This window comes from Pseudomonas sp. GW456-L12, from assembly GCF_059424045.1.
In genome coordinates this window covers 34,826-61,510 of sequence record NZ_JBWKZA010000035.1, presented here as the reverse complement: position 1 = coordinate 61,510, position 26,685 = coordinate 34,826, and the positions used below count along the sequence as shown (strand labels likewise).

The window sequence follows — 26,685 nt, the reverse complement described above, 5'->3', positions numbered from 1 at the left end:
CGCTGCGCTCGGCAGCGGCTACACAAAGCGTGTCCGGCAGAAGAGCTGTAGCGTGGCGATGGCCTGTGGCGGCGTGCCCCCGGAGCAATGCCTGTGTTCGGCCAGCGCGGTTAACTGGGCGCTCAGATCAAAAGCAAGACGGCGGCCTGCCGGCCGGCCTGGCTGAGAACGTGGGCCCTGTAGCCGCTGCCGAGCGCAGCGAGGCTGCGATCGAGGCCGAAGGACTCGCCAGGCGGGCACCGCGTTGCCCCAGATCCTGCGAGGTGTCAGGGTTAGCGGCCCTGCGGGCCGATCGCAGCCTCGCTACGCTCGGCAGCGGCTACACAAAGCGTGTCCGGCGGAAGAGCCGTAGCGTGGCAAAAGCAGCAAGCTTCGCCCGGCGAAGGCTTTGTTTTGGCTTTGGCTCTGGCTTTTGATTTTGATCTCCAACGCCCCGTTAACCACGCTGGCCGAACGGAGGTATTACGGAGCGGGTAAACCGGCAGGGATGCCGGTTTAGCCGCCCCGGGCCATGGATGGCCCGTGGCGGCGGCCCGCTCCGTAATGCCTGCGTTCGGGCACACCGAGCCTCAGCGAGGTGCCGAGTGGTGGGGCAAGAGCCCTTTGGTTACTTTGGGGCTTTTCCAAAGTGACCCGCCGTAAGGGCGGAACCCTAAGCCGCCGTTACCGCAGCAACGGATATGTACACAAACCTCACCCCCCACTCATATTCATAAACCGCACCACCTGCACCGTACCTCCAGGATTGAAATCATGCCGCAACGGCTTGCGCCGCAAAGCCTGCTGCAAGGCATCGACCAGCGGCTGGTCGTCCAGCGGATAACGCCGCAGCAGACCCCGCAGGTCCAGGGCATCGTCCTGCCCCAAGCACAGCAACAGCTTGCCTTCGACGGTCATGCGTACCCGGTTGCAGCTGCCACAAAAGTTGTGGCTGTTGGGCGAGATAAAACCGATGCGTGTCTGCGGATGGCGCTCCAGGCGCACGTAACGCGCCGGCCCGCCGCTGTTCTCGGCGCTGTCGAGCAAGGCATGGCGGCTGGCGATCAGCGCCCGTACCTCGTCGCTGGAGCAGAAGGACTCGCCCCGGGAACGGCCGACGTCGCCCAGGGGCATCTCCTCGATAAAGCTGATATCGATGCCCTGCTCGATGGCGTACCGCACCAGTTGCGGTACTTCCTCGAAGTTGCGCCCCTTCATCACCACACAGTTGAGCTTGACCCGCTCGAACCCCGCCCCGCGCGCCACCTCGATACCGCGCAGTACCTGGTCGAGATCGCCGTTGCGGGTGATGGCGCGAAACTTCTGCCCGTCCAGGCTATCGAGGCTGATGTTCATCCGCTTGACCCCGGCCTCCGCCAGTGGCCGGGCCAGGCGCTCCAGCTGCGAGCCGTTGCTGGTCATCACCAGTTCGCGCAGGCCCGGCAAGGCGGCGATGTTGCGGCACAGATCAACGATGCCCGGGCGAATCAACGGCTCGCCGCCGGTGAGGCGGATCTTGCGCACGCCCTGGCCGACGAACAGCGCCGCCAGCCGCTGCAACTCTTCCAGGGTCAGCACCTGCTGGCGCGGCAGGAAGGTCATGTTCTTCGCCATGCAATACACGCAGCGAAAATCGCAACGGTCGGTCACCGACATCCGCAGATAGTCGATCTGCCGCCCGAAGCCGTCCTGCATCACATTGCTCATGGCCTTCCCCTTACTGCACCAGCGGCGAGTCGGCGCCTTGCAGATGAATGCCCCGGATGTCCGCGGCCCCGACCAGGGTTTGCAGGTACTGCACCACGGCCTTTTGCCAGACGCCCTGTTGCAGCTGGTTGCGGATCACCAAAGCCACTGCCTCATAGGGCAAGGCCTGGCCCTCGACCCGCTGGTCGACGCAGACCACATGCCAGCCATAACGGCTTTCCAGCGGCTTGGCCGCCAGTCCCGTCGGCAGGCTGAACAGCTGGCGCTCCAGTTCCGGCACGGTCTGGCCCTTGCTGATCTGCCCCAGGGAACCGCCCTGGGCCTTCGACGGGCAGGCCGAATACTTCAGCGCCAGTGCAGCGAAACTGTCGGGCTGCTCGTCCAGGCGTTGCAGCAAAATCTCCGCCTGGACCTGGGCCGTGCTGCGCGCCCCGGCATCGTCCGGCGCGCATTCGAGCAGGATGTGCCGCACCGCCAGCAACGGTGCGCTGTGAAAACGCCCGCGGTTGTTGTCGTAGTAACGCCAGCACGCCGCCTCGTCGCACTCCGGCACCTGCACCTCGCGTTCGAGCAGCAGGCGGGTGGCGGCCTCCTCCTCGTTCTCGCCGGCGCCAATCTGCAGGGTCAGGCCGAGTTCGGCGATGCGCTGCTGCAACAGCTCGCGGATCACCAGGGCCCTGGCCGCCAGGTACACCGCCTCCTCGCGGCTGGCCGCCGGGTGATATTGCAGCTCCTGGGCCAGCGCCTGCGGGGTGATCGGCACCTGGTTGACACTGATGATCGGCCACTCCTGCTCACTGCTGGCGATCAGTTGCACAGGCGCCTCGTCCGCGGCCACGGGCTCATGCCCCGGCGGCGTGAACGCCTGCACGCCCACCTCCACTTCACTCTCTGGCACCAGCGTTTCCTCGCGGGCCGAAGACCCGCAACCGCCGCTGCCGCCGTTACCGCCGCCACATCCACATCCACCTGACATGACTGCCTCCTCAGATCTTCTGCCGAACGATTTGATAACGCCGCCCCAGGTACCAGACCGGCGCGCTGACCATGTGCACCAGGCGGGTAAAGGGGAACAGCACGAACAGGGTCAGGCCGAGAAACACGTGCAGCTTGTAGGTCAGGCCGACCGGCGCGATGGCCGCCGCCGCGTCCATGGGCCGCAACAGCACGATGCTCTGCGCCCAGTCAGCGAGCATCACCATCACCGAGCCGTCCATATGGGCGGTGGAGGCGACTATGGTCAAAAGGCCGAGCAGCAACTGCGCCAGCAGCACCAGCAGGATCAGGATGTCCGAAGGGCTGGAGGTGGCGCGCACCCGCGGGTCAGTGAGGCGGCGCTTGATCAGCATCAGCAGGCCGACCAGGCACAGCAGGCCGAAGAAGCCGCCGGAGACCATCGCCAGCAACTGCTTGTGCTCGGTGCTGATCACATGGTGATAGACCGAGGCCGGGGTCAGCAGGCCGACAAAGTGTCCGGCCAGCACGAACAGCACGCCGACATGGAACAGGTTGCTGGCCACGCGCATGCCACGCTTGTCGAGCATCTGGCTGGAGCCGGCCTTCCAGCTGTACTGCGACAGGTCGAAGCGTGCCCAGCTGCCCAGCAGGCAGATCGCCAGGGCGACATAGGGATAGATCCCGAACACCAACAGATTCCACTTAGACATTGCCCACCTCCCCGGCTGGCGCGGCGGCCAGCCCCTGATGCTGAAAATCCACCCAGTGCAGCGGTACCGCGCTTTCCTCCCGGGGCTTGCCCGGCGCGCTCGGCATTGAGCTGCAACGCTCCTGCTGCTCGGCCTTGAGAAAGTCCACCGCCTCCTCTTCCCAGATCCGGTCCAGGGCTTCGAGGGAATCGTCGCGCGGCTCGGCCGCCACCTGTTCGCGCAGGTCGGCCACCGCCTGGTGCGGCTCCGCGCCAGCGATTTGCAGCAAGGCGCGAAAGCAACTGGCGTAGGCGCTCTCGCGTTCCTCCAGGCGCGCCGCGAGCAAGGCCAGCAGGTGCGCGACATCGGCCAGGCCCTCGCGGGCCTCGAGGTCGTCGCGGGTGGAAAGGAACTCCAGGTACAGCGGGATGTAGTCCGGCAGCTCCTTGATGCCGATGGCAAAGCCCGCGGCTTCATACTGGGCGAGCATGTCGACCATGGCCTGGCCGCGGTCGCGGGACTCGCCGTGCACATGCTCGAACAACAGCAGCGACAGCGAGCGGCCACGACCGAACAGCGCGCCGTAGTGCTCCTGGCCATCCATCAAGTCGTTGGTGCAGATCAGTTCCAGCAGCTCGAACAGCGCACCGCGCTGCTTCGGGCTGATTTCCCGAGCCTGGATGATCGCCTGCTCCAGTTCGTCGCGGCCCTCGACCAGGGTTGCGCTCGGGTAGTCGAGCAGTAGCGAAATCACTTTCAGGATGCGCATGCTCATTCCTCCCACAGCTGCACGGTTTTCAGGACGTCGCGGCGGTTGGCCTTCTTCGCCCCGAACATGTTGGTGTCGGAGCTGCCGCTGCAGCCGCTGCCGAAACTGAAGCCACAACCGGAACGCTCGGCGAAGGCATCGCTCATGGCTTCCTCGCGGTGCGCGCTGGGCACCACGTAGCGGTCTTCGTAGTTGGCGATGGCCAGGTAGCGGTACATCTCCTCGACCTGGCTCAGGCTAAGGCCGACCTCCTCCAGCACTTGCAGGTCCTGCACGCCCTCGACCTGTTCGGCGCGCTTGTAGGCGCGCATCGCCAGCAGGCGCTTGAGGGCGCGCTTGACCGGCTTCTCGTCGCCGGCGGTCAGCAGGTTGGCCAGGTAACGCAGGGGGATGCGCAGGCTGTCGACATCCGGGATCACTCCGTTCATGCCCACGGTGCCGGCGGCGGCCGCGTTCTGGATCGGCGACAGCGGCGGCACGTACCAGACCATCGGCAAGGTGCGGTATTCCGGGTGCAGCGGCAGCGCCAGCTTCCAGTCGACGGCCATCTTGTACACCGGCGAACGCTGCGCGGCGTCGATCACCGACTGCGGCACCCCGTCTTCCAGGGCCTGGCGGATCACTGCCGGGTCATGCGGATCGAGGAAGATTTCCAGCTGCTTCTCGTACAGGTCCTGCTCGCTGGCGGTGCTCGCCACCTCGGCGATGCGGTCGGCGTCATACAGCAGCACGCCGAGGTAGCGGATGCGCCCGACACAGGTCTCGGCGCACACGGTGGGCATGCCCGCCTCGATCCGCGGGTAGCAGAAGATGCACTTCTCCGACTTGCCGCTCTTCCAGTTGAAATAGATCTTCTTGTACGGGCAGCCGCTGATGCACATGCGCCAGCCGCGGCACTTCTCCTGGTCGATCAGGACGATGCCGTCCTCTTCGCGCTTGTAGATCGCCCCGCTCGGGCAGGACGCCGCGCACGCCGGGTTCAGGCAGTGCTCGCACAGGCGCGGCAGGTACATCATGAAAGTGTTTTCGTACTCGCCGTAGATGTCCGCCTGGATCTGGTCGAAGTTCCGGTCCTTGCGCCGCTTGGCGAACTCGCTGCCGAGGATCTCTTCCCAGTTCGGCCCCCACTCGATCTTTTCCATGCGCTTGCCGGACACCACCGAACGCGGCCGCGCGGTCGGCTGGTGGTCGCCCAGGGGCGCGGTGTGCAGGTGCTGGTAGTCGAAGTCGAACGGCTCGTAGTAGTCGTCGAGGCTCGGCAGGTCGGGGTTGGCGAAGATGTTCGCCAGCACCCGGAACTTGCCGCCGATCCGTGGGTTGATCGAGCCGTTGGCGTTGCGCACCCAGCCGCCCTTCCACTTGTCCTGGTTTTCCCATTCTTTCGGGTAGCCGATCCCGGGCTTGGTCTCGACGTTGTTGAACCAGGCGTATTCCATGCCTTCGCGGCTGGTCCAGACGTTCTTGCAGGTGATCGAGCAGGTATGGCAGCCGATGCATTTGTCCAGGTTCAGGACCATGCCGATTTGTGAACGAATCTTCATGACAACTCCTCAATCCATCTCGGTCGGCAGGGGGCGTGGCAGCTCATCGCCGTCCGAGCCATCGAGCCAGTCGACGCGGGCCATCTTGCGCACCACGACGAACTCGTCGCGGTTGCAACCGACCGTGCCGTAATAGTTGAAACCGTAGGCCTGCTGGGCATAGCCGCCGATCATGTGGGTCGGCTTGAGCACCACCCGGGTGACCGAGTTGTGGTGGCCGCCACGGGTCTTGGTGGTCTCGGAGCCGGGCACGTTCACGATCCGTTCCTGGGCGTGGTACATCATCACCATGCCCTCCTTGACCCGCTGGCTGACCACCGCCCGGGCGGTCGCCGCGCCGTTGGCGTTGAAGCATTCGATCCAGTCGTTGTCCTCAATGCCGGCACGCTTCGCATCGATTTCCGAGAGCCAGACAATCGGCCCGCCACGGCTCAGGGTGAGCATCAGCAGGTTGTCGCTGTAGGTGCTGTGGATGCCCCATTTCTGGTGCGGGGTGATCCAGTTGAGGACGATTTCCGGGTGGCCGTTGGTGCGCTTGCCCTTCACCGCCTCGATGGTCCGGGTGTTGACCGGCGGCCGGTAGCTCATCAGTTGTTCGCCGAACGCCTGCATCCACGGGTGGTCCTGGTAGAACTGCTGGCGACCGGTGATGGTGCGCCACGGGATGTTCTCGTGGACGTTGGTGTAGCCGGCGTTGTAGCTGACGTGATCGTCCTCCAGGCCCGACCAGGTGGGGCTGGAAATGATCTTGCGCGGCTGCGCCTGGATATCGCGGAAGCGGATCGCCTCGTGGGCCTTGGACAGCGCCAGGTGGCTGTGGTCGATGCCGGTGAACTCGGACAGCGCGGCCCAGGCCTTGACCGCCACATGGCCGTTGGTTTCCGGGGCCAGGGACAGGATCACCTCGGCGGCGTCGATCGCCGTGTCGATCTTCGGCCGGCCCTGGCTGATGCCCGCCGCGCCCTCGCGGTAATTCAGCTCGCCGAGGAATTTCACCTCCTCCTCGGTGTTCCAGTTGATGCCCTTGCCGCCGTTGCCGAGTTTTTCCAGCAGCGGCCCGAGGGAGGTGAACTGCTTGTAGATGTTCGGGTAGTCGCGCTCCACCACTTGCAGGTTCGGCGCGTTCTTGCCCGGCTGCGGGGCCACGCCCGCGGTTTTCCAGTCGGTGCCGCCGAACGGCTGGGCCAGCTCGCCAACGCTGTCATGCATCAGCGGCACGGTGACCAGGTCCTGCTCCACGCCCAGGTACCCCACCGCCATGCTGGAGAACGCCTTGGCGATGCCCTTGTAGATCTCCCAGTCGGAACGCGATTCCCAGGCCGGGTCGATGGCCGCCGACAGCGGGTGGATGAAGGGGTGCATGTCCGAGGTGTTCATGTCGTCCTTCTCGTACCAGGTGGCGGTCGGCAGCACGATGTCGGAATACACGCAGGTCGAGGACATGCGGAAGTCCAGGGTGGTGACCAGGTCGAGCTTGCCGATGGCGCCCTGGTCGACCCATTCGGCTTCCTGCGGCTTGCAGTCGCCGACCTGGCCGATGTCCTCGTTCATCACCCCGTTACGGGTGCCGAGCAGGTACTTGAGCATGTACTCGTGGCCCTTGCCCGAGGAGCCCAGCAGGTTGGAACGCCAGATGAACATGTTGCGCGGGAAGTTCTGCGGGCTGTCCGGCTGCTCGCAGGCGAAACGCAGCGAACCCTCATGCAACGACTTGACCACATAGTCCTTGGGCGTCATGCCGAGTGCTGCGGCGTCGCGGCAGATGTGCAGCGGGTTACTGTTGAGCTGCGGCGCGCTGGGCAGCCAGCCGGCGCGTTCGGCACGGATGTTGTAGTCCAGGGCGTGTTCGGGGAACTGGCTCTTGTCGGCCAACGGCGAGAGCACGTCGTGCATGCTCATCTTCTCGTGGCGCCATTGCGAGCTGTGGGCGTAGAAGAAGCTGGTGCCGTTCATCTGCCGTGGCGGCCGGCTCCAGTCCAGGCCGAACGCCAGGGGCAGCCAGCCGCATTGCGGGCGGAGTTTTTCCTGGCCGACATAGTGGGCCCAGCCGCCACCGGTCTGGCCGACGCAACCGCAGAGCATGAGCATGTTGATCAGCCCGCGGTAGTTCATGTCCATGTGGTACCAGTGGTTCATCGCCGCGCCGACAATGATCATCGAGCGGCCACGGGTCTTGTCGGCGTTGTCGGCGAACTCGCGGGCGATCTGGATGGCTTTCTCGCGGCTGACGCCAGTGATCTGCTCCTGCCAGGCCGGGGTGCCGGGCACGCTGGCGTCGTCGTAGTCCTTGGCCACGTTGGCGCCGCCCAGGCCACGGTCGATGGCCAGGTTGGCCGCCGACAGGTCGAACACCGTGGCCACCTTGACCTGGCTGCCGTCGGCCAGGGTCAGGCTGCGCACCGGCACGCGGCGGTATTGCACGGCGTCGCCGGCCACATGCTGGAAGTGCTCCTGGATTTCCCCGGCGAAATACGGGAAGGCCACTTCGGCGACATCGCCACCGATCAGGCTCAGGCTCAGGTCGATCTCACGCCCCGCGCCGCCTTCCCGGGCGAGGATGTTCCACTTGCCCTGCTCGCCCCAGCGGTAGCCGATGGAGCCCTGGGGCGACACCAGCTCGCCGCTGGCGTCGATGGCGATGGTCTTCCATTGCGGGTTGTTGTCCTGGCCGAGGTTGCCGGCCAGGTCCGAGGCGCGCAGGAAGCGGTCCGGCTGGTAGCCGGCCCCCGGCGCGGTGCCGAGCATCGGCTTGAGCAGCACCAGCACCGGCAGGTCGGTGTAGCGCTTGGCGTAGTCGGTGAAATAGGCGCTCGGGCGGTCGAGGTGGAACTCCTTGAAGATCACATGGTTGAAGGCCTGGGCCAGCGCCGCGTCGGTGCCCTGCTTGGGGTTGAGCCAAAGGTCGGTGAGCTTGGCCACTTCCGAATAGTCCGGGGTGATGGCCACGGTCTTGGTGCCCTTGTAGCGCACCTCGGTGAAGAAGTGTGCGTCCGGGGTACGGGTCTGCGGAACGTTGGAACCCCAGGCGATGATGTAGTTGGAGTTGTACCAGTCGGCCGATTCCGGCACGTCGGTCTGCTCGCCCCAGACCATCGGCGAGGCCGGCGGCAGGTCGCAGTACCAGTCGTAGAAGCTCAGGCAGGCGCCGCCGATCAGCGACAGGTAACGGGCGCCGGCGGCGTAGCTGACCATCGACATGGCCGGGATCGGCGAGAAACCGACGACCCGGTCGGGGCCGTACTGCTTGATGGTGTAGACGTTGGCCGCGGCGATGATCTCGTTGACCTCATCCCAGCTGGAACGGATGAAGCCGCCCATGCCGCGCTTGCTCTTGTACGACTCGGCCTTGGCCGGGTCCTCGACGATGCTCGCCCAGGCCTCCACCGGCGCCATAGTCTGCCGCGCCTGGCGCCACAGCTTGAGCAACGGCTTGCGGATCTTCGGGTACTTCAGGCGGTTGGCGCTGTAGATGTACCAGCTGTAGCTGGCGCCCCGCGGGCAGCCGCGCGGCTCGTGGTTGGGCAGGTCGTTGCGGGTGCGCGGGTAGTCGGTCTGCTGGGTTTCCCAGGTGATCAGGCCGTTCTTCACGTAGATCTTCCACGAGCAGGAACCGGTGCAGTTCACCCCGTGGGTGGAGCGCACGATCTTGTCGTACTGCCAGCGCGAGCGGTAGACGTTTTCCCAGTCGCGGGACTCCTTGCGGGTTTCCCCGTGGCCCTCGGCGAACTCGCTTTGCTTGCGGTTGAAAAACCGCAGTTGATCCAACAAATGACTCATGGTGCTTTCCTCTCAGGCTTGCCGCGGGGTTCTATGCCCCGACCGGGCAAGGTTTGGATTCGGGTCGTGTCAGCAGGGAGTCGCCGCGCCTTTGCGCGCGTACCACCACCAGGTCACCACGATGCAGCTCAGGTAAAAGCCGACGAACATGTAGAAGGCCATCTCCGGGCCGCCGGTCTGGGCCATGGAAGTGCCGAAGGATTTGGGGATGAAGAACGCGCCGAAGGCGCCCATGGCCGAGCTGAAGCCGAGCACCGCGGCCGACTCCTTGCCGGCGTTCTTCAACGCTTGCTCGCGCACCGCGGCGCTTTGCCCAGCGGCGGCTTTTTCATGCAGGGTGCGGAAGATCACCGGGATCATGCGGAAGGTCGAACCGTTGCCGATGCCGGTGGTGATGAACAGCAGCATGAACAGGCCGAGGAAGCCGTAGAAGTTGCCGCCGGCGCCGTTATGCGGAAGAAAGTGCAAGACCCCGAAGACCATCACGATCATCGCCACGAAGTTCCACAAGGTCACCCGGGCACCGCCGAGCTTGTCCGCCAGCCAGCCGCCCAGCGGCCGCACCAGGGCACCCACCAGCGGGCCGAGGAAGGCGAACTTCAGCGCCACCACGTCCGGGAACGCGGTCTTGATCAGCATTGGAAAAGCCGCCGAGAAGCCGATGAACGAGCCGAAGGTCGCCAGGTACAGCCAGCACATCAGCCAGTTGTGCTTGCGCTTGAAGATCACCGCCTGCTCGCTGAACGAAGCCTTGGCGCTGGACAGGTCATTCATGCCGAACCAGGCCAGCAGGGTCACCGCGATAATGAACGGCACCCAGACAAACCCGGCGTTCTGCAGCCACAGCTGGCTGCCGTCGGCCAGTACCTGGGGTTGCCCGCCGAGCCAGCCGAACAGGCCGAAGGTGATCACCAGCGGCACGCAGAACTGCATCACCGACACCCCGAGGTTGCCCAGCCCGGCATTCAGGCCCAGGGCCGTGCCCTGCTGCGACTTGGGGTAGAAGAAGCTGATGTTGGACATGCTCGAGGCAAAGTTGCCGCCGCCGAAACCGCAGAGCAGCGCGATCAGCACGAACACGCTGTAGGGGGTGTTCGGGTCCTGCACGGCAAAGCCCATCCACAGCGACGGCAGCAACAGCGACGCGGTGCTCAGGGCGGTCCAGCGGCGGCCGCCGAAGATCGGCACCATGAACGAATAGAACACCCGCAAAGTGGCGCCGGACAGCCCCGGCAACGCTGCCAGCCAGAACAGCTGGTCGGTGCTGAAGCTGAAGCCGATGGCGTTCAGGCGCACGATCACCGTGCTCCAGACCATCCACACGGCAAAGGCCAAGAGCAGCGCGGGAATCGAGATCCACAGGTTGCGGGTCGCCGTCTGCTTGCCGCTGCGCCCCCAGAAAGCGGGGTCTTCCGGGCGCCAGTCATGAATCAACGGGCCTGAATCGGGCTTATCAAGAACCGACATGTTCTTCTCCTTGGGCAATGCTGGAAAACGGGGACGAGGTGGCCGGCGGCTGTTTGCCCAGCAGCGGGCGCTTGCGGATTTCGCTGAAGTACATCCAGGTGAGCGACACCCAGACCACGCCGTACATCAACATGAAGCAGGAAGAGCGCACGCCGGTGAGGTCCACCAGGGCGCCGAACAGGATTGGCAGGACGAAGCCGCCCAGGCCGCCGGCCAAGCCGACGATGCCGGACACCGCGCCCATGTTCTGCGGGTAGTCGTTGGCGATGTACTTGAACACCGAGGCCTTGCCGAAGGCGAAGGCGATGCCCATGACGAACAGCAGCACGGTGAACAACGCAGGATTCAGGCCGATGTGAAAATCCAGGGCGCCGTCGACGGTGCGCACTTGCAGCTGGGTCTGCGGGTAGGACAGCAGGAACAGGCAGATCCAGCTGACCCAGAGCACCCACCAGGTCACGCTCTGGGCGCCCCAGCGGTCCGACATCCAGCCGCCGACGGCGCGCAGCACCCCGCCCGGCAAGGAGAAACAGGCGGCCAGCAGCGCCGCGCTCTGCAGGCTGAAGCCGTATTCCTGCACGTAGTACTGGGTCATCCACAGCGCCAGGGCCACATAGCCGCCGAAGACGATCGAGTAGTACTGGCAGTAGCGCCACACCGCCGGGTCCTTCAACGCGCCCAACTGCTCGCGCAGGGTAGCGCCAGAGGCGCTGCGATGGGCCTTGTTGTCGGCGCTGAGAAACCAGAACAGCAGCGCGGTGATGAACAGGATGGCGCTGAAGGCTTTCGGCACCAGCTGCCAGCTGCCGGCGGCGATCAGCGCCGGGGCGAGAAACTTGGTCAGCGCGGCACCGGCGTTACCCGCGCCGAAGATGCCCATGGCGAAGCCCTGGTTGTCCTGGTCGAACCACTTGGCGACGTAGGCGATGCCCACCGAAAACGAACCGCCGGCCAGGCCGACGAACAGGCCCAGGACCAGGAACTGCCAGTAGGCCGTGGCGTGGCTGATCAAGTACAGCGGCAACACGCAGCACAGCATCAGCAGGAAGAACACGCTGCGCCCGCCAAAGCGGTCGGTCAGCAGGCCCAGCGGCAGGCGTGCCAGCGAACCGGTGAGCACCGGAGTGGCGGCCAGCAGGCCGAACTGGGTTTCGTTGAGCGCAAGCAGTGCCTTGATCGGCACACCGAGCACCGCGAACATCATCCAGACCATGAAGCACACGGTGAAGGCCAGCGTACTCATGCCCAGCACCAGGCCTTGTCGTACACGCGGTTGGGTCATCTCGCTCTCCAGTCAGTCATTCATGGCCGCAGACTAGAGAGGCGAACCCGGTAAAAACTTGACCCGGGTCAAGGAAGCCCGGGGCCTGCTGGGCCTATGCTTGCGCCGCCTACCTCCAACGAGGTAGTGCCGAAAAACCTCTGAACCCTTTGTTTATCAGGCTCTTGCCTTGGCTCCACGAGGCGGCTGCACGGATCCGATGAACAACAACTCTTTAGAGGTAGAGCGCCAGGGACCGGCTGCAAAACCATCGCCAGTCGTCCCTGGAGCCTGCTATGCCCGCCCTTCCCCCATTCACATCCGGCCCGCGCCCTTGATCCGCTGGCTGCGCAGTTCCCTGCCCGCCCGCGCCGGCCTGGCGGTGGTCCTGATCGCCGTGCTGGCGCTGGCCAGTTCCCTGAGCGCCGGGCTGATCGCCTGGTTCAGCCAGGGCGACGCGGCGGCCATCAACACCGCGGGCTCGGTGCGCATGGAGACCTACCACCTGAGCTGGAAGCTGGCCGCGGGCGCCAGCGCCGAAGAGATCGGGCAGATCCGCCAGAGCCTGCAACAGCGCCTCGACAGCCAGTCGCTCAGGGCGGTGCTGGAAGACGGCGCCGACCCCGAGCTGGTGGACAGCTACCGGCAGATCCAGCAACGCTGGAACGCTGAGTTGCAGCCAGCCCTGGAACAACGCGATGCCGCCACATTCCAGGCCCTGGCCCTGCCCTTCGTCGAACAGCTGAACCAGTTCGTCAGCCTGCTGCAACGCCAGAGCGAACATAAGCAGACCTGGCAACAGCTGATCCAGGGCGCGGCGCTGTTCACCACCCTGTTCGTCCTGCTGCTGGGCCTGTACGAACTGCAATACGGCGTGGTCACGCCCTTGCAGGAACTGGTGGAAGCCACCCAGCGCTTTCGCCGTGGCGACTTCCAGGTGCGGGTCAACCACCAGTCCCGGGACGAGCTGGGCCAGCTGGCCACCAGCTTCAACGCCATGGCCGAGACCATCGAGCAATCCCACCGCACCCTGGAAACCCTGGTGCGGCAAAAGACCCACAACCTGCAACAGGCCAACGCCGCCCTCGAGCTGCTGTACCAGAGCAGCCGCAGCCTGGCCACACGGCTGGCCAACGCCGAAGGCCTGGACGAACTGATCCGGCGCTTCCAGCAACGCCTGCCGGGGTTGCGCCTGTCGCTGTGCCTGCAAGGCCAGTTGCAGGCCCCGGCGCAACAGCTGATCGCCCTGCATGGCGCCGACAGCCGGGAGGTCTGCGCGGTCAGCGATTGCGCCAGCTGCCAGCGACACCAGCCGATCGCCCGGCAGCGTTTCAGCATCAGCAACCAGGGCAGCGAACTGGGCGAGCTCAAGGCGCACTTCGTCGACGGCCATGCCCCGCAAGCCTGGGAAACCGAACTGATCCAGGCCCTGGCCAACCTGATCGGCACCTCGCTGTCGCTCAAGCGCCAGCGCGAACAGGACCATCGCCTGCTGCTGTTCGAAGAGCGCGCGATCATCGCCCGCGAGCTGCACGACTCCCTGGCCCAGGCCCTGTCCTACATGAAGCTGCAGGTCAGCCGCATGCAGACCCTGATGCGCCGTGGCGAACCGCTGAGCACCCTGGAGAACGTCACCGCCGAACTGCGCGAGGGGGTGAACAATGCCTACCGCCAGCTGCGCGAACTGTTGACCACCTTTCGTTTGCAGATCCACGACGCCGGGCTGGTGCGCGAGCTTGAGGCGACCACCGAGGAGTTCTCGCGCCGCGGCGATTTCCAGGTGCATGTGCAACTCGACAGCCTGGCTTTCGAGCTGTCGGCCAGCGAGCAGATCCACCTGCTGCAGATCACCCGCGAGGCGCTCTCCAACTGCCTGCGCCACGCCCACGCGGAGAATGTCTGGCTGCAGCTGCGCCAGCATGGCGAAACCCTGCGCCTGTCGATCGAGGACGATGGCCGCGGCTTCAGCGGCGACCACGACAACAGTGGCAACCAGCGCGAACACCACGGCCTGAACATCATGGATGAGCGGGCCCGCAGCCTGCATGGCCAGTTGCAGATTTCTTCCAGGACGCCCCAGGGCACCCTGGTGCAGATGGAATTCCGTCCGGAGTTTCTCGCCGTCCCCACACAAGGTAGCGCCGCATGAACCCATCCCCCTCCTACCGGATCCTGCTGGTCGACGACCATCCGATGATGCGTCGCGGCATCCGCCAGATGCTCGAACTGGAAGACGACCTGCAGATCGTCGGCGAGGCCAGCCACGGCGAAGAAGCCCTGGGCCTGATCGAACCCTTGCAGCCCGACCTGGTGCTGCTCGACAACAACATGCCGCAACTCAACGGCATCGAGACCCTGCGCCGCCTGCGGGCCATGGACTACCGCGGCAAGGTGCTGCTGTTCACCGTGTCCGACGCCGAGGACGACATTCGCGACGCCCTGCGCCTGGACGCCGACGGCTACCTGCTCAAGGACATGGAGCCCGAGTTGCTGATCCAGTACTTGCGCGATGCCCTGAGCGGCGCCCTGGTGATCAGCCCGGGGCTGACCCGGGTCATGGCCCAGGCCCTGCGTTCGCCGCCGCGCCAGCCGGAGGTCGAGCTGACCGAGCGCGAGCGCCAGGTGCTGCGCACCATCGCCAGCGGCTACAGCAACAAGGTCATCGGCCACAAGCTGGGTATCACCGAAGGCACGGTCAAGGTCCATGTGAAGAACCTGCTGCACAAGCTCGGCCTGCGCTCGCGGGTCGAGGCCGCGGTGTGGGCCATGGAGCACCTGCGCAACGCCGGCTGAGCCGCGTCTGCCCCTTTGCCCCCCTGCCCCTTTGGAGGTACGCCGGTGGAGGCATAGGCCCTGGCAGCCGCGCGCTCTACCATGGCCGGCAGCGGAGGTACCCATGCTGACCCACCCTTCCATCGTGCTGTTGTTGCGTCGCCATCATCTGTTCAGCCAGTTGCCGGACAAGGTCTTCGAGGAGGTCTGTGGCCGGGCCATGCTCAGGCGCCTGCCCAGCCACAACACCCTGATGCACCAGGGCGACCCGGCCAAGCGCTTTTTCCTGCTGGTCAGCGGCCAGGTCAAGCTGTATCGCATCAGCGGCGAAGGCCAGGAGAACCTGGTGGAAATCATCCAGCCCGGGCAGACCTTCGCCGAGGCCCTGCTGTTCAGCCAGGCGCGCTTCTACCCGGTGAACGCCACTGCGCTGAAAGACAGCGTGCTGGTCAGCATCGATGGCAACCATTACCGCCACGCCCTGGAGGACCAGCCGCAGGTGTGCCTGGCGATCCTGGCGAGCATGAGCGTGCACCTGCACCAGCGCCTCAAGGACATCGACACCCTGACCCTGGGCAGCGCCAGCCGGCGGGTGGTGAATTTCCTGTTGCAGGAGCGCGACCCGCACAGCGGCGAGGTGGTGCTGCAAGTGTCCAAGCGCCTGGTGGCCTCCAAGCTGGGAATCCAGCCGGAGACCTTCTCGCGCATCCTCCATCGGTTGGTGGAAAGCGGCCTGATCGCCATGGAGCGGCGCACTATCCAGATCCCCGGCGCCGAGGAGCTGGCCGCCTACCAGGGCTGAGCGGCAGCAGGCCCGCCCCTATTCCCTGTAGGAGCGAGCTTGCTCGCGATGGCGGCGTCCCAGGCATACTGCGGCGCCAGAATCGCCAGCAAGCTGGCTCCTACAGAAGCTGACCTGCCGGGGGTGCATCCTGGCACTGACAAGCCGACGCCTTCAGCCTTCAGCCTGCGGCCAGCCCCTTGCCCGCCCGTTCCAGGTTGCGCCACAGCCAGACCGGCAACACGTCCGGGTCGAGGCTGTCGATCAGGTTTTTCAGGGTCAGGCCCAGCTCGGTATCGCCCTCGATCACCAGGCGCCGGCGGAAGAACAATGTGTCCGGGTCTTCCTGACGGCTGGCCAGCAGCAGGAACTCGCGCCAGTTGCCGCTGATGGTCACGTCGGCCCGGGCGCGTTCGGCAATGCGCAGGCCGTCGCGGTCGCGGGTCAGGTACCAGGCCAGGCCCAGGTCGGGAATCCGCAGGCACAGCCAGCGCCGGCGCAGCAGGTCGAATTCGCCGGCGCGCAGCGGCTCGGCCAAACAGCGGTTGAGCCCCTGCTGCAAGGCCAGGCGCTGCACGCCGAACGGCACCCGCCGCAGCAATGGCAGCAGCCGGTCGGCGCCACGCAGCAGCCAGTCCTTGCGTTTGGATTTGCCACTCAGCACAGGCCCACCTCCTCGACGCGCAACATCCCGGCCTGGCCATGCCAGTAACCGTTGCAGCCCTCGACGAACAGCGGTGGCGTCGCGCCCTGGCGCACCCGCTGGTAGGCCTCGATCACCTCGCCCATGCCCTGGGCCCGCGGGCTCAGCCGCAGCAGGTCGGCGCCGCAGGCCACCAGCCCGGCGTAGTCCGCCAGCAGATTGGTGACCTCGGCGGACAGGGTCTGGATGCCATTGAGGGTGAACAGCGCCTGGCCTTCCTGGCTGCTCAGCGCCAGGCCGTCGGGGTACTGGATGCAGCAGAACTGGCAGTCGTCCTTGGGCCGGTCCTGGGCCCGGGCGGTGAAACAGCGCGCGGAATACGCCAGGGGCAGATGCCCATAGGCGAAGACTTCGACCTCGGGCAGCGCCTGGCCCAGCTCGTGCACCTGCTCCAGCACTGCGCGGATCAGCGCCGCCGAACATTCCACCGGCGGTACCCAGCGGATCATCCCGCAGCCCTGCAATTGCGCCAGGGCGTGGCCGTTGTACAGGTTCAGCGCCGGGCCACCGACGAAGGGCAATTTGCGTTCGCCGAGGAACTGCACCGCGCCCATGTCGTTGGCCTCCACCAGCAGCTCGCCGTTGTCGCACAGGCGCCGCAGGCTCGACAGCTCCGAGGCGGCTTCGATCAGGGTCAGGCTGGAGAGCACGATCTGCGCCGACGTGCAGCCCTGCAATTCGCGCCCCAGGCCCAGCCACTGGTCCAGGGACAGCGCCCGGCGTTTCGAACAGACAGTTTCCCCCAGGTAAATCACATCCAGGGGCAAGGCCGACATCTCGGCATAAAAACGCCCCAATTGTTCCTTGTCCCAGTAGAACAGGACGGGGCCCAGGCTGAGCTTCATCGCGAATTCCTCATTGCCATGATCGATGGTAGGCACCCAGGGTGGTCTGGCTGCCCTCGGACAGGCCGGCCAGCACCTGGCGCCACTGGTCCTTGACCGTGAAACTGGCGGGCGCGGCGCGATGGGCATCCAGCGCCGCGCGCCAGACCCGGGTGACCTGCTCGACATAGGCCGGGCTGCGCTGGCGGCCTTCGATCTTCACCGCCTCGACACCGATCGCCGCCAGCTCCGGCAGCAGGTCCAGGGTGTCGAGGCTGGTGGGTTCCTCCAGGGCATGGAAGCGCTTGCCCTCCACCAGGAAGCGCCCCTTGCACAGGGTCGGGTAGCCGGCTGGCTCGTCGGCTTGATAGCGGTCGATCAGCACTTCGCTGAGGCGCGCGCTCAAGCCTTCGGCGTCCTCGCTCCAGCGCACCGCCTTGGCCGGCGAGCAGACGCCGCACAGGTTCGGCGACTCGCCGGTGATGTAGGAAGACAGGTGGCAACGCCCTTCGGCCATGATGCACAGGCTGCCAAAGGCGAATACTTCGAGCGGCACCGTGCTGCTGGCCGCCACCTGGCGCACCTGGGCCAGGGACAGCACCCGCGGCAGGACGGCGCGGCGGATGTTGTAGTGCCGGGCGTAGAACGCCAGGGCGCTGGCATTGGTCGCCGAGCCCTGTACCGAGAGGTGCAGGTTCAATTGCGGATGGCGCTGGCTGGCATAGGCCAGGACGCCCGGATCGGCGGCGATCAGCGCGTCGACCCCATGCTCGGCGGCGCGGTCCACCGCCCGTTGCCAGCGCGCCCAGCCCTGGGGCTGGGGGTAGGTGTTGACCGCCACATAGAGTTTGCGTTGGTGCTGGCGAATGTGCGCGACCGCCGCGTCGAACTGCTTGTCGTCCATGTTCAGGCCGGCGAAATGCCGGGCGTTGGTGTCGTCGCGAAAGCCGACGTAGACGGCATCGGCGCCTTGGCGCACCGCCGCTTTGAGCGCAGGCAGGTTGCCTGCGGGGCAGACCAGTTGCATGGGGGGTTCCTCATCAAAGAACGCGCCGGAGCGACGCGTGCGCAGCGATCGGAAATGCGCTGCCAGTCTAGCCAGACCGACAGCCACGGCCTTGACCGCAATCAATTGCCGTCACTGCATCAGTTCGGCGAACGACAGGAACGGCACCGGGTCGCCCGGACGTACCAAGCGCTCGCCTTCCACCAGCGCCAGGCCCTCGGCCCAGCAGGCGGCGGCGAGCATCGCCGAGCTTTGCTGCGGGTGCGGTTGCACACGAACCTGGGCATCGTCGCCGGGCACCAGGCGGGCGCGCAGGTACTGGCGCCGGCGGTTGCGCTGCAACCACTCGAAGCCCGCCGGCAACGCCATGGGCCGCGGCAGCACATCCGTCACGCCCTGGGCCCGCAGCAGGAACGGGCGCACCACCACCAGCGCGGTCACCAGCGCCGCCGAGGGGTTGCCCGGCAGGCCGAGCCACGGCTTGCCGGCCACTGCGCCAAAGGCCAGGGGCTTGCCCGGCTGGATCGCCAGGCGCCAGAAATCCACATGGCCCAGCTCCTCGATCGCCTGCTTGAGGTGGTCTTCCTCGCCGACCGACACCCCGCCCGAGGTCAGCAGCAGGTCGCACTCCGACGAGGCCAGGCTCAAGGCGTGGTGGCTGGCCGCCAGCTCGTCGGCCATCACCCCGTAGTCGTGCACCTCCACGCCCCAGCCGCGCAGCAGCGCCGACAGGCAATAGCGATTGCTGTTGTAGATCTGCCCCGGCGCCAGGGGCTGGCCGGGTTCGCGCAGCTCGTCGCCACTGCTCAGCAGGCACACGCGCAACGGCCGATAGACCTCGACCCGGGCGATCCCGGCCGCCGCCAGCAAGCCCAGCTCCTGGGCGCGCAGGCGCTTGCCGGCCTTGAGCAACAGATCGCCGCGGGCGACCTCCTCGCCCTGCTGGCGCACATGAGCGCCGACAGTCGCCGGCGGCAACCAGACTTGCCCGTCCTCGACCCGGCAGTTCTCCTGGGGCACCACCGTATCGGCCCCCGGCGGCAAGGGCGCGCCGGTGAAGATGCGCACCGCCTGCCCCGCCGCCAAGGGAGTCTCACCCGCTTGCCCGGCGGCGATCCGTCCACCCAGGGTCAGGCGGCCACCGGCGGGCGGCAGGTCGGCGGCGCGCAAGGCGTAGCCGTCCATGGCGCTGTTGTCCCAGCCGGGCAGGTCCAGCGGCGAATGAAGGTCCGCCGCCAGCACCCGGCCCAGGGCCTGCTCCAGGGCGATGATCTGGGTCGTCGGTGGCGGCGGCGCCTGGTCCAGCAGATGGGCGATGGCCTGGTCCACCGGGATCAGTTGGCCGCTGTCGCAGCCACAGCCGGTCACGACCGCGCCCCACAGGCCTCGATGTTCTGTGACGGCCCCTCATGGGTCTGCGGCTTGAGGTGGGGGGCGAAATTGCACGGGCCGGTGCGGCTGTCCAGCTGTGGGCGCAGGATCATGTTCCAGGCGGTGCGGCAGGCCCCCGGCGAGCCCGGCACGCACACCACCAGCACGCCATTGCTGACCCCGGCCAGGGCCCGCGACTGCAGGCTGGACATGCCGATTTCTTCCACCGACACCTGGCGGAACAGCTCGCCAAAACCTTCCACATGCTTGTCCAGCAGCGGCAGCACCGCCTGGGGCGTGTTGTCCCGCGCGGTGAAGCCGGTGCCGCCGGTCATCAGCACCACCTGCACCTGGGGGGCGGCGATCCAGCGCGAGACGCTGGCGCGGATCTGGTAGATGTCGTCCGGCACCAGGCCACGATCGACCAGCACATGGCCGGCGCTCTGCAACAGGTCGCAGAGAGTCTGGCCCGAGGTGTCGGTTTCCAGGGTGCGCGTATCGCTGATGGTCAGCACGGCGATGTTCAGGGGTTGAAACGTGCGTTGCGCCAGATGGGCCATATCCAAGCCTTCCCGTGAATTGAGATTGGCCCCAGCCTGAACCGAATCCGCCGACGAACCTATTCCTCCAAGGAGGTACCTCGACGGGACGACGACCCTCAGGGCGCCAGCCGGCCGTGGCGCCACACGCCCTGGTGCAGCCGGTAATCCAGGCGGTCATGCAGGCGGTCGCTGCGCCCTTGCCAGAACTCCAGGCGTTGCGGGCGCAGGCAGTAGCCGCCCCAGTGTTCCGGGCGCGGCAGCGGCTGGCCGTCGAAACGGCTGGTGGTGCTGGCCAGCAGGGATTCCAGTTGCAGCCGGTTGGCCAAGGGCTGGCTTTGCGGCGAGGCCCAGGCACCGAGGCGACTGGCCAGGGAGCGCGAATCGAAATACACATCCGACAGCCGCGGTGCTAACCGCGATACCAGTCCCTCGATGCGCACCTGACGCTCCAGGGCCGGCCAGAAGAAGGTCATGGCGGCCCGGGGATTGGCCGCCAGCTCCAGGCCCTTGGCGCTCTGGTAGTGGCCGAAGAAGGTGAAACCTTCATCGCTCAGGCCCTTGAGCAACAGCACCCGGCAATGGGGCTGGCCCTGTTCGTCGACCGTGGCCAGGCACATGCTGTTGGCCTCCACCGGCGCCTGCTCGGTGTCGCGGGCCTGCTGCAGCCACTGGCGGAACAGCGGCAGCGGATCGTCCGGCGCGGCCTCGTCGGCCAGGCCATCGCGGCAATAGTTACGGCGCATCTGGGCCAAGGAAAGCGGCATGAGGGTGATCTCCGTTGGGGTTTGCCGCAGTCTGCGAGGAGCCGCCTGGCATGACCTTGATCGCCATCAACGTCAGTTGCCGATCCCTATCTTCTGTAGCAACTGCGCCACCCCCTCCAAGACACCCATGTTCCGTAGCCGCTACCGAGCCTGCGAGGCTGCGATCGAGGTGGGCGCGCCAGCAGTTGCTTCTGTAGGAGCAGCCGTCGAGCGTCGGGCCTGCTATTTGAGCCGCAGGCGCCGGGCCAGTTTGTGCAGGTTGCTCGGGTCGACCTCCAGCAGCCGGGCGGCGCGCGCCCAGTTGTTGCGGCAGCGGCTCAGGGCCTGGTGAATCTTCTGCCGCTGGTACTCGTCGACGGCTTCGCTCAGGGGCTGGAAGGGCCCGTCGTCGGCCGCCGGCGGCGGCGACTGTTCGAGCGGCTCCGCGCCCTTCAGCGCGCTGTCGAGATCGAGGACTTCCGGCTCCAGGGTCAAAATCAGGTTGCGACTGCCGCCACGGCTGAGCTGTTTGAGCGCGGCGCGGCTGATCACGTGTTCCAGCTCGCGCACATTGCCCGGCCAGGGGTACGCCAGCAGCGCCCGTTCGGCCGCCGGCGACAGGCGCAAGCCACGCAGGCCGAGACGGCTGCGGTTGAGTTCGAGGAAATGCCCGGCCAGCAGCAACACGTCGGAGCCGCGTTCGCGCAGCGGCGGGATCGGCACCGGGTACACCGAAAGCCGGTGGTACAGGTCGGCGCGAAACAGCCCGTCGCGAATGCTGTCCGGCAGGTGGCGGTTGGTCGCGGCGATGATGCGCACATCCACATGCAGCGGCTTGTCCGCGCCCAGGCGCTGGATCTCGCCGTTCTGCAGGGTGCGCAGCAATTTGGCCTGCACGCTCAGCGGCAGCTCGCCGACCTCGTCGAGAAACAGCGTGCCGCCGTTGGCCGCGTCGAAGCGCCCGGCGCGGTCGCTGGTGGCGCCGGAGAAGGCGCCCTTGACGTGACCGAACAGCTCGCTCTCGGCCAGGGATTCCGGCAGCGCCGCGCAGTTGACCTGCACCAGCGGCTTGTGGGCGCGTCGGGACAGGCGATGCAGGCGCCGGGCGAACAGCTCCTTGCCAACCCCGGTCTCGCCCAGCAGCAACACCGGCAACTCGGAATCGGCGAGCACGTCCAGCTCGTTGAGCAACTGGTGCAGGACTTCGCTCTGGCCGAGGATCTCGCCCTCCTCCACCGGCCCGCGCGCATCCTGCGGCTCGCTGCGCGACAGGCGCAGGCTGCGGTTTTCCTGCTCCAGGCGGGTGACCCGCAGCGCCGCCTCGATCTGCAGGCTGCAGCGCTTGAGCTCATCCCGCGCCCGGCGGTCGAAGGTCCCGGGCCGCAGCGCGTCGAGGGTGATGGCGCCCCAGACCCGCCCTTCCACATACAGGCTCACGCCCATGCAGTCGTGCACCGCCAGCGGCCCGCTGTCCGGGTGGTCGAGCAGCCCGTCATAAGGGTCCGGCAGGCGGCTGTCGGGCTCGAACCAGGTGGGCTCGCGGGACGCCATGATCGCCGCCAGGCGCGGGTGCTGGGCGATCACGAAGCGCCGCCCCAGGGCTTCATGCACCAGGCCGACGGTGGCCAGCGGCCGCAGGCTGTCGTCGTCCAGGCGCAGCAGGCCCACGGCCCCGGCCTTGAAGTATTCACGCAGGGTCTGCACCAGACGCTGCAACCGCACGGCATTGGGCAACTCGACAATCAGGTCGGCCGCCAGACTTTCACGCAACATGGTAGTCATCACCCTTTCTGGTGGTTCCGACCCCGAGATTTCAGGGTCATCCGCACCACGACAAAAAATCAGTCCATTACTTTCAATAAGTTACAGCTGGCATGGCGGATGCAACGGCCTAGGGGAACCGTTGCCACAACAAGGAAAACCTGATGAACCCGACACTGCTGGAACGACCCGGTCTTGCCCAACAAGACGCTTCGCAGCCCAACCTCCTGGAACAAAGCCTCGGCCAACTGGCCTGCGACATCCCCGGCGCCAGCCGGGTGTTTCATGAGTTCAACCTGGACTTCTGCTGCGGCGGGCAGAAAACCCTGCGCGACGCCGCCCTCGGCAAAGGCCTCGACCCCGTGCAGATCGCCGAGGCCCTGCACCTGCTGCAAGACAGCGACGCCCGGCGGCACGACTGGCGCGATGAACCGAGCGAGGCGCTGATCGCCCATATCCTCACCCGCTACCACGCCCGCCACCGCGAACAGCTGCCGGAACTGATCCGCCTGGCCTGTCGCGTGGAGCAAGTGCATGGCGCCCGCGACACCTGCCCCAACGGCCTGGCCGATCACCTGCGGGACATGCAGCAGGAACTCGAAGGCCACATGCTCAAGGAAGAACAGGTGCTGTTCCCGATGCTGCAACAGGGCCTGGGCCGCCGGGCGGCGCCGCCGATCCATGTGCTGCGCCTGGAGCACGAGCAACATGGCGAGGCCCTGGAAAAACTGCTGGTGCTGACCGACTACATCACCCCGCCCGCCGACGCCTGCAACACCTGGCGCGCGCTGTACCGCGGGTTGAGCGAATTTCGCGACGACCTGATGCAGCACATCCATCTGGAAAACAATGTGCTGTTCGCCAACGCCCTGAACGCTTGACCCCCGCCCCTGCGTGCCAGCCCGGTGGCTGGCACGTTCATTCAGCCATGCCAATAGAACATCGCCTTGGCCAGGACCACGATCAGCAGCATGTGCCCCAGCACGCTGCGGCGGATCCAGCAGGCGCGGCCGGCGCTCAGCCGCGACGTTTTCAACCAGTACGCCAGCAGCAGGTAATGGCCGATGATGCTCAGGGCCAGGACGATCTTCAGGCTCAACAGGCTGGCGAAACTGCTGCTCAAGGGCTGGCTCAAGGCCCCGCGATGCTGCCAGGCCAGGCCGATACCGGCGCCGTACAACAGCAGCACCACGCCATGCAGGACCTTGCGCGAACGCACCGCGATGGCCTGGTCCGCCGCCACCTGGGCGTCCGTCGCCAGTTGCCGGCGCGCCGTGTGCCAGATGCACACCTCGAAGAACAGCGTGCCGATAAAACCGATGGCCGCCAGCAGGTGGATAACCACTAACCAGGGATAAATCATTGCCCTTCTCCTTGCTCCGCATTCAGGGCTCAGCCCGGGTGCCCGTCGACCCGCGCCCGCAGCAGCATCGGCCCGTAGCGCCAGACGTACAGGGCAAAGGCCAGGGCCCAGCACAGGCCCGCCAGCCACAACGCCGCCACCGGCAGCCAGAGCACCAGCAGCACCCGGCTGAGGCAGGCCAGGTTGAGCAGGATGAACGCCAGGGTCATGCCCGCCGGCGGCTCCAGCGGCCGCCCGGTATGGCCCAGGCTGACCCGGGCGATCATCGCCAGGATCAGCCCGGCCATGGCGCCGATGGTCAGGCCGTGCACGGCCAGGCTGGGGTTCAGCGGCGCGCCGAAATGCCACAGCGCCATGCCCAGGCACGCCAGCGCCAGCCAGGCGTAGGCCAGGTGCAACGACCACAGCAGCGGCACGCGCCACAGCCCGCGGTCCTGCCAGCGCCACAACCGCAGCAGATGCGCGGCCGCCAGCAGCAGGAACAGCGCGCCAACCCAGGTATTGGCGATGAGCGCCGGCCCGGCGGCATACAGCAGCGCCACCAGGGCCGAGCCCGCCAGCAGCAAATAGTCGAGCCATGGCCAGGGCGTCACGGCCGCGACCCGACCGAGGCCGCGCTGGGTGAAAAACGGAATCACCCGCCCGCCGATCAGGCTCATCATCGCCGCCACCAGCCACAGGCCGCTCAGCACGCCCTGGCGCTGCCAGCCTTCGTGGCCTTGCAGCAGGCCGGCCACCGACAGGCCGTCCGCCGCGGCGAGCAACAGCAGCACCAGGACAATCGGGTAGTTGCGCTGCTGGCGCACCTTCCACAGCATGCGGCCCATCAACCCGGCCAGCGCCAGGGGAAACCCCAGCTCCAGCACCGCCAGCAGCGGCCAGGGCGCGCTGCCCAGCCAGGCCAGGCGCGCGGCCAGCCAGAGCAAGGCCAGGGCCGCCAGCGGCTTGCCGCAGAGGCCCGGCTGGCCGGTCCAGGTCTGCGCCGCGGTCAGCAGGAAGCCGGCGATGATCGCCAGGCCGAAACCGAACAGCAGTTCGTGGCGGTGCCAGCCCAGCCAGCCTCCCGCCGGTTGCCAGTCGCCCAGGGCGCCCTGCAGCGCCGCCAGCCACAGCGGCACCACCAGCAGCGCCAGGACACAACCGGCGAGGAAAAACGGCCGGAAGGCCAGGCGTAACAGCGGCACGATTGCCATCGCCGCACGACGCTCAAGTACTTGCATCAAGCCCACTCCTTTACCCAGCGTGCCGACCCGGCGACGGTCGACACGCGGCGAATGAAATCCCCGGCCATCATCGGCCATTGGCGCGCCCTTGCCGTTGTCGCAAATCAAGCTTGCCCGGGATGCGGCGGGCTGTTGTGCCCACCGTCCTGTCTGGCAGTGCAAGGGCCGTGCCCCGGGGCCCGATCACCACCAGGAACGGCCATAAGCCAGCGGGCCGGGGTTGCGGCCGGCGCGGTGCCGGGGCTCGCCTTACAGCGCGAGGGTCAAAATGACCATTCGCTAGTCATTTACACCCGAAATCGCCAGGTCTTTTTGACCACGTAGCCACAGATCCCCCGCCTACAGGGACCCTGGCGCCTGGCCCGGCTCTTGCTGAACAGAGGGCACCCCATCCCTGCCGAATGACCGGAGCCACCATGAATACCGCCGCAGCCACCCTGAAAAAGACCCTCCAGCCACTGACGTGGTTTGTCGTCCTGGGCGCGATCCTGGCCCTCGCCAGCCGCGTCGCCCTGGGCCTCGTCTGAACCACGGCAGCACCTTTCCCCCAGCCATAAGGATGAATATTCATGGTGCTTCATCGCGTGCATCACCAGATCCTGCGCAGCCATCACCTGTTCGAGCCCTTGAACGAGGAACAGCTGGACGAGCTGATGGCGGCCAGCCAGTTGCTCAGCCTCGACAAGAGCGACCCGCTGTTCCGCCAGGGCGAGCCGGCCGAGGCTTTCTATTTCGTGATCGCCGGCGCGGTGAAGGTCTACCGCCTGACGCCGGATGGGCAGGAAAAAGTGCTCGAGGTCATCGGCCCGCGCCAGACCTTCGCCGAGGCGATGATGCTGATGGATACGCCAGACTATGTGGCTTGCGCCGAAGCCATCGGCCCGACCCAGCTCTATCGCCTGTCCAACGACACCTACCTGCGCCTGCTGCAAAGCAACAGCCGCCTGACCTTCGCCCTGCTCGGCAAGCTCTGCGTGCGCCTGCACCAGCGGGTCAACGAGATCGAAACCCTGTCGCTGAAGAACGCCACCCACCGGGTCGTGCGTTATCTGCTGACGCAACTGATGCAGCTGCAACCGGTGGAGCGCCGGTTCGAACTGCCGATGGCCAAGCAGTTGATCGCCGGCCACCTGGCGATCCAGCCGGAGACCTTCTCGCGGATCATCCGGCGCCTGATCGATGAAAAGATCATCAGCCAGGACGGCCGCCAGATCGTCATTCTCGACCGTCCGCGGCTGGAGCAATTCGAATGAACGCCGGGCCGGTCTGCCTGTATTGCCAAGGCCTCAACCCGCCTCGGCAAGCCTCCTGCCGCCATTGCGGCATGCCCCTTCCCGCTACTGCGGCGCACGCCGAACAACGGCGGTTGCGGCGCTTTACCGGGTTCTGCATCGGCCTGACGCTGTTCTGCGTGGCGATGTTCTTCTGGTTGCCGCGTTCCTAGCAGAT

General features: G+C 66.5%; 23 protein-coding genes. 6 read left to right on the top strand and 17 right to left on the bottom strand.

What is annotated here, in order from left to right:
• Positions 1-693: 693 nt before the first annotated feature.
• The 8 genes from moaA to AC07Y9_RS28130 form a co-directional block, all read right to left on the bottom strand.
• Positions 694-1,686, bottom strand: a complete 993-nt coding sequence (moaA, locus tag AC07Y9_RS28165; RefSeq protein WP_102680901.1) for a GTP 3',8-cyclase MoaA — start codon at positions 1,684-1,686, stop codon at positions 694-696.
• A 10-nt stretch (positions 1,687-1,696) separates the two neighbouring features.
• A complete protein-coding gene (locus tag AC07Y9_RS28160; protein ID WP_087092100.1) occupies positions 1,697-2,662 on the bottom strand; it encodes a peptidylprolyl isomerase in 966 nt (321 codons plus the stop codon).
• A 10-nt stretch (positions 2,663-2,672) separates the two neighbouring features.
• On the bottom strand, positions 2,673-3,353 hold the full coding sequence (gene narI / locus AC07Y9_RS28155; RefSeq protein WP_007928747.1) for a respiratory nitrate reductase subunit gamma: 681 nt from the start codon (positions 3,351-3,353) through the stop codon (positions 2,673-2,675).
• Complete coding sequence (gene narJ / locus AC07Y9_RS28150) at positions 3,346-4,101, bottom strand: nitrate reductase molybdenum cofactor assembly chaperone (RefSeq protein WP_087092101.1); 756 nt, start codon at positions 4,099-4,101, stop codon at positions 3,346-3,348. The genes narI and narJ overlap by 8 nt, the downstream gene beginning before the upstream one ends.
• A gap of 2 nt (positions 4,102-4,103) precedes the next feature.
• Complete coding sequence (gene narH / locus AC07Y9_RS28145; protein WP_087092102.1) at positions 4,104-5,642, bottom strand: nitrate reductase subunit beta; 1,539 nt, start codon at positions 5,640-5,642, stop codon at positions 4,104-4,106.
• 9 nt (positions 5,643-5,651) lie between these two features.
• A complete protein-coding gene (locus AC07Y9_RS28140) occupies positions 5,652-9,419 on the bottom strand; it encodes a nitrate reductase subunit alpha (RefSeq protein WP_102680902.1) in 3,768 nt (1,255 codons plus the stop codon).
• Positions 9,420-9,488: 69 nt separating this feature from the next.
• Positions 9,489-10,886, bottom strand: a complete 1,398-nt coding sequence (locus AC07Y9_RS28135) for a NarK family nitrate/nitrite MFS transporter (protein ID WP_087092104.1) — start codon at positions 10,884-10,886, stop codon at positions 9,489-9,491.
• Positions 10,873-12,168, bottom strand: a complete 1,296-nt coding sequence (locus tag AC07Y9_RS28130; RefSeq protein ID WP_053261550.1) for an MFS transporter — start codon at positions 12,166-12,168, stop codon at positions 10,873-10,875. Before AC07Y9_RS28130 ends, AC07Y9_RS28135 begins: the two co-directional genes overlap by 14 nt.
• Before the next feature lie 313 nt (positions 12,169-12,481).
• Here AC07Y9_RS28130 and AC07Y9_RS28125 point away from each other — a divergent pair, with 313 nt between their 5' ends.
• The 3 genes from AC07Y9_RS28125 to AC07Y9_RS28115 all read left to right on the top strand — a co-directional run bounded on the left by AC07Y9_RS28125 (position 12,482) and on the right by AC07Y9_RS28115 (position 15,721).
• The gene (locus AC07Y9_RS28125; RefSeq protein WP_102680903.1) at positions 12,482-14,296 is read left to right on the top strand and encodes a HAMP domain-containing protein; all 1,815 of its coding nucleotides are present in this window, start codon (positions 12,482-12,484) and stop codon (positions 14,294-14,296) included.
• Complete coding sequence (narL, locus tag AC07Y9_RS28120; RefSeq protein WP_087092107.1) at positions 14,293-14,940, top strand: two-component system response regulator NarL; 648 nt, start codon at positions 14,293-14,295, stop codon at positions 14,938-14,940. The genes AC07Y9_RS28125 and narL overlap by 4 nt, the downstream gene beginning before the upstream one ends.
• A gap of 103 nt (positions 14,941-15,043) precedes the next feature.
• Positions 15,044-15,721: a Crp/Fnr family transcriptional regulator gene (locus AC07Y9_RS28115; protein WP_102680904.1), complete on the top strand. Its 678-nt coding sequence runs from the start codon at positions 15,044-15,046 to the stop codon at positions 15,719-15,721.
• Between the two features lie 160 nt (positions 15,722-15,881).
• Here the strand turns inward: AC07Y9_RS28115 and ubiT are convergent, their stop codons facing one another.
• From ubiT to norR, 7 genes are all read right to left on the bottom strand, one after another.
• Positions 15,882-16,364 carry a ubiquinone anaerobic biosynthesis accessory factor UbiT gene (ubiT, locus tag AC07Y9_RS28110; protein ID WP_102680905.1) on the bottom strand — a complete coding sequence of 161 codons (483 nt, stop codon included), beginning with the start codon at positions 16,362-16,364 and terminating at the stop codon, positions 15,882-15,884.
• Complete coding sequence (locus tag AC07Y9_RS28105) at positions 16,358-17,248, bottom strand: U32 family peptidase (protein ID WP_102680906.1); 891 nt, start codon at positions 17,246-17,248, stop codon at positions 16,358-16,360. The genes ubiT and AC07Y9_RS28105 overlap by 7 nt, the downstream gene beginning before the upstream one ends.
• A 10-nt stretch (positions 17,249-17,258) precedes the next feature.
• Positions 17,259-18,254, bottom strand: a complete 996-nt coding sequence (ubiU, locus tag AC07Y9_RS28100) for a ubiquinone anaerobic biosynthesis protein UbiU (protein WP_102680907.1) — start codon at positions 18,252-18,254, stop codon at positions 17,259-17,261.
• Positions 18,255-18,365: 111 nt separating this feature from the next.
• Positions 18,366-19,601, bottom strand: coding sequence for a molybdopterin molybdotransferase MoeA (locus AC07Y9_RS28095; protein WP_102680908.1), 1,236 nt, complete (start codon positions 19,599-19,601; stop codon positions 18,366-18,368).
• Positions 19,598-20,164: a molybdenum cofactor biosynthesis protein B gene (gene moaB, locus AC07Y9_RS28090; RefSeq protein ID WP_102680909.1), complete on the bottom strand. Its 567-nt coding sequence runs from the start codon at positions 20,162-20,164 to the stop codon at positions 19,598-19,600. Before moaB ends, AC07Y9_RS28095 begins: the two co-directional genes overlap by 4 nt.
• Before the next feature lie 98 nt (positions 20,165-20,262).
• Positions 20,263-20,910: a pyridoxamine 5'-phosphate oxidase gene (pdxH, locus tag AC07Y9_RS28085; RefSeq protein ID WP_102680910.1), complete on the bottom strand. Its 648-nt coding sequence runs from the start codon at positions 20,908-20,910 to the stop codon at positions 20,263-20,265.
• 222 nt (positions 20,911-21,132) lie between these two features.
• Positions 21,133-22,662 (bottom strand): nitric oxide reductase transcriptional regulator NorR, encoded by a 1,530-nt coding sequence (gene norR / locus AC07Y9_RS28080; RefSeq protein WP_102680941.1) that lies wholly within the window; start codon positions 22,660-22,662, stop codon positions 21,133-21,135.
• Positions 22,663-22,814: 152 nt separating this feature from the next.
• On the opposite strand from norR, the gene ytfE reads away from it, so the two are divergent.
• Positions 22,815-23,531, top strand: coding sequence for an iron-sulfur cluster repair protein YtfE (ytfE, locus tag AC07Y9_RS28075; RefSeq protein ID WP_102680911.1), 717 nt, complete (start codon positions 22,815-22,817; stop codon positions 23,529-23,531).
• Between the two features lie 41 nt (positions 23,532-23,572).
• Here the strand turns inward: ytfE and AC07Y9_RS28070 are convergent, their stop codons facing one another.
• A complete protein-coding gene (locus AC07Y9_RS28070) occupies positions 23,573-24,013 on the bottom strand; it encodes a hypothetical protein (protein ID WP_053261561.1) in 441 nt (146 codons plus the stop codon).
• 29 nt (positions 24,014-24,042) lie between these two features.
• The gene (locus tag AC07Y9_RS28065; RefSeq protein WP_102690497.1) at positions 24,043-25,233 is read right to left on the bottom strand and encodes an NnrS family protein; all 1,191 of its coding nucleotides are present in this window, start codon (positions 25,231-25,233) and stop codon (positions 24,043-24,045) included.
• Positions 25,234-25,805: 572 nt separating this feature from the next.
• Here AC07Y9_RS28065 and AC07Y9_RS28060 point away from each other — a divergent pair.
• Together AC07Y9_RS28060 and AC07Y9_RS28055 are read left to right on the top strand one after the other, a co-directional pair.
• Positions 25,806-26,489: a Crp/Fnr family transcriptional regulator gene (locus AC07Y9_RS28060; RefSeq protein WP_102680913.1), complete on the top strand. Its 684-nt coding sequence runs from the start codon at positions 25,806-25,808 to the stop codon at positions 26,487-26,489.
• The gene (locus AC07Y9_RS28055) at positions 26,486-26,680 is read left to right on the top strand and encodes a protein DnrP (protein WP_102680914.1); all 195 of its coding nucleotides are present in this window, start codon (positions 26,486-26,488) and stop codon (positions 26,678-26,680) included. Before AC07Y9_RS28060 ends, AC07Y9_RS28055 begins: the two co-directional genes overlap by 4 nt.
• The last annotated feature ends 5 nt before the right edge of the window (positions 26,681-26,685 follow it).

Coding starts and splice junctions, on each gene's coding strand:
- AC07Y9_RS28065 (WP_102690497.1), bottom strand. CDS start 25,233: ATGCAAGTACTTGAGCGTCGTGCGGCGATGGCAATCGTGCCGCTGTTA.
- AC07Y9_RS28115 (WP_102680904.1), top strand. CDS start 15,044: ATGCTGACCCACCCTTCCATCGTGCTGTTGTTGCGTCGCCATCATCTG.
- AC07Y9_RS28130 (WP_053261550.1), bottom strand. CDS start 12,168: ATGACCCAACCGCGTGTACGACAAGGCCTGGTGCTGGGCATGAGTACG.
- moaB (WP_102680909.1), bottom strand. CDS start 20,164: ATGGCCCATCTGGCGCAACGCACGTTTCAACCCCTGAACATCGCCGTG.
- AC07Y9_RS28105 (WP_102680906.1), bottom strand. CDS start 17,248: ATGAAGCTCAGCCTGGGCCCCGTCCTGTTCTACTGGGACAAGGAACAA.
- norR (WP_102680941.1), bottom strand. CDS start 22,662: ATGTTGCGTGAAAGTCTGGCGGCCGACCTGATTGTCGAGTTGCCCAAT.
- AC07Y9_RS28135 (WP_087092104.1), bottom strand. CDS start 10,886: ATGTCGGTTCTTGATAAGCCCGATTCAGGCCCGTTGATTCATGACTGG.
- ubiU (WP_102680907.1), bottom strand. CDS start 18,254: ATGCAACTGGTCTGCCCCGCAGGCAACCTGCCTGCGCTCAAAGCGGCG.
- pdxH (WP_102680910.1), bottom strand. CDS start 20,910: ATGCCGCTTTCCTTGGCCCAGATGCGCCGTAACTATTGCCGCGATGGC.
- ytfE (WP_102680911.1), top strand. CDS start 22,815: ATGAACCCGACACTGCTGGAACGACCCGGTCTTGCCCAACAAGACGCT.
- AC07Y9_RS28070 (WP_053261561.1), bottom strand. CDS start 24,013: ATGATTTATCCCTGGTTAGTGGTTATCCACCTGCTGGCGGCCATCGGT.
- AC07Y9_RS28140 (WP_102680902.1), bottom strand. CDS start 9,419: ATGAGTCATTTGTTGGATCAACTGCGGTTTTTCAACCGCAAGCAAAGC.
- moaA (WP_102680901.1), bottom strand. CDS start 1,686: ATGAGCAATGTGATGCAGGACGGCTTCGGGCGGCAGATCGACTATCTG.
- narH (WP_087092102.1), bottom strand. CDS start 5,642: ATGAAGATTCGTTCACAAATCGGCATGGTCCTGAACCTGGACAAATGC.
- narL (WP_087092107.1), top strand. CDS start 14,293: ATGAACCCATCCCCCTCCTACCGGATCCTGCTGGTCGACGACCATCCG.
- narJ (WP_087092101.1), bottom strand. CDS start 4,101: ATGCGCATCCTGAAAGTGATTTCGCTACTGCTCGACTACCCGAGCGCA.
- AC07Y9_RS28060 (WP_102680913.1), top strand. CDS start 25,806: ATGGTGCTTCATCGCGTGCATCACCAGATCCTGCGCAGCCATCACCTG.
- AC07Y9_RS28160 (WP_087092100.1), bottom strand. CDS start 2,662: ATGTCAGGTGGATGTGGATGTGGCGGCGGTAACGGCGGCAGCGGCGGT.
- narI (WP_007928747.1), bottom strand. CDS start 3,353: ATGTCTAAGTGGAATCTGTTGGTGTTCGGGATCTATCCCTATGTCGCC.
- AC07Y9_RS28055 (WP_102680914.1), top strand. CDS start 26,486: ATGAACGCCGGGCCGGTCTGCCTGTATTGCCAAGGCCTCAACCCGCCT.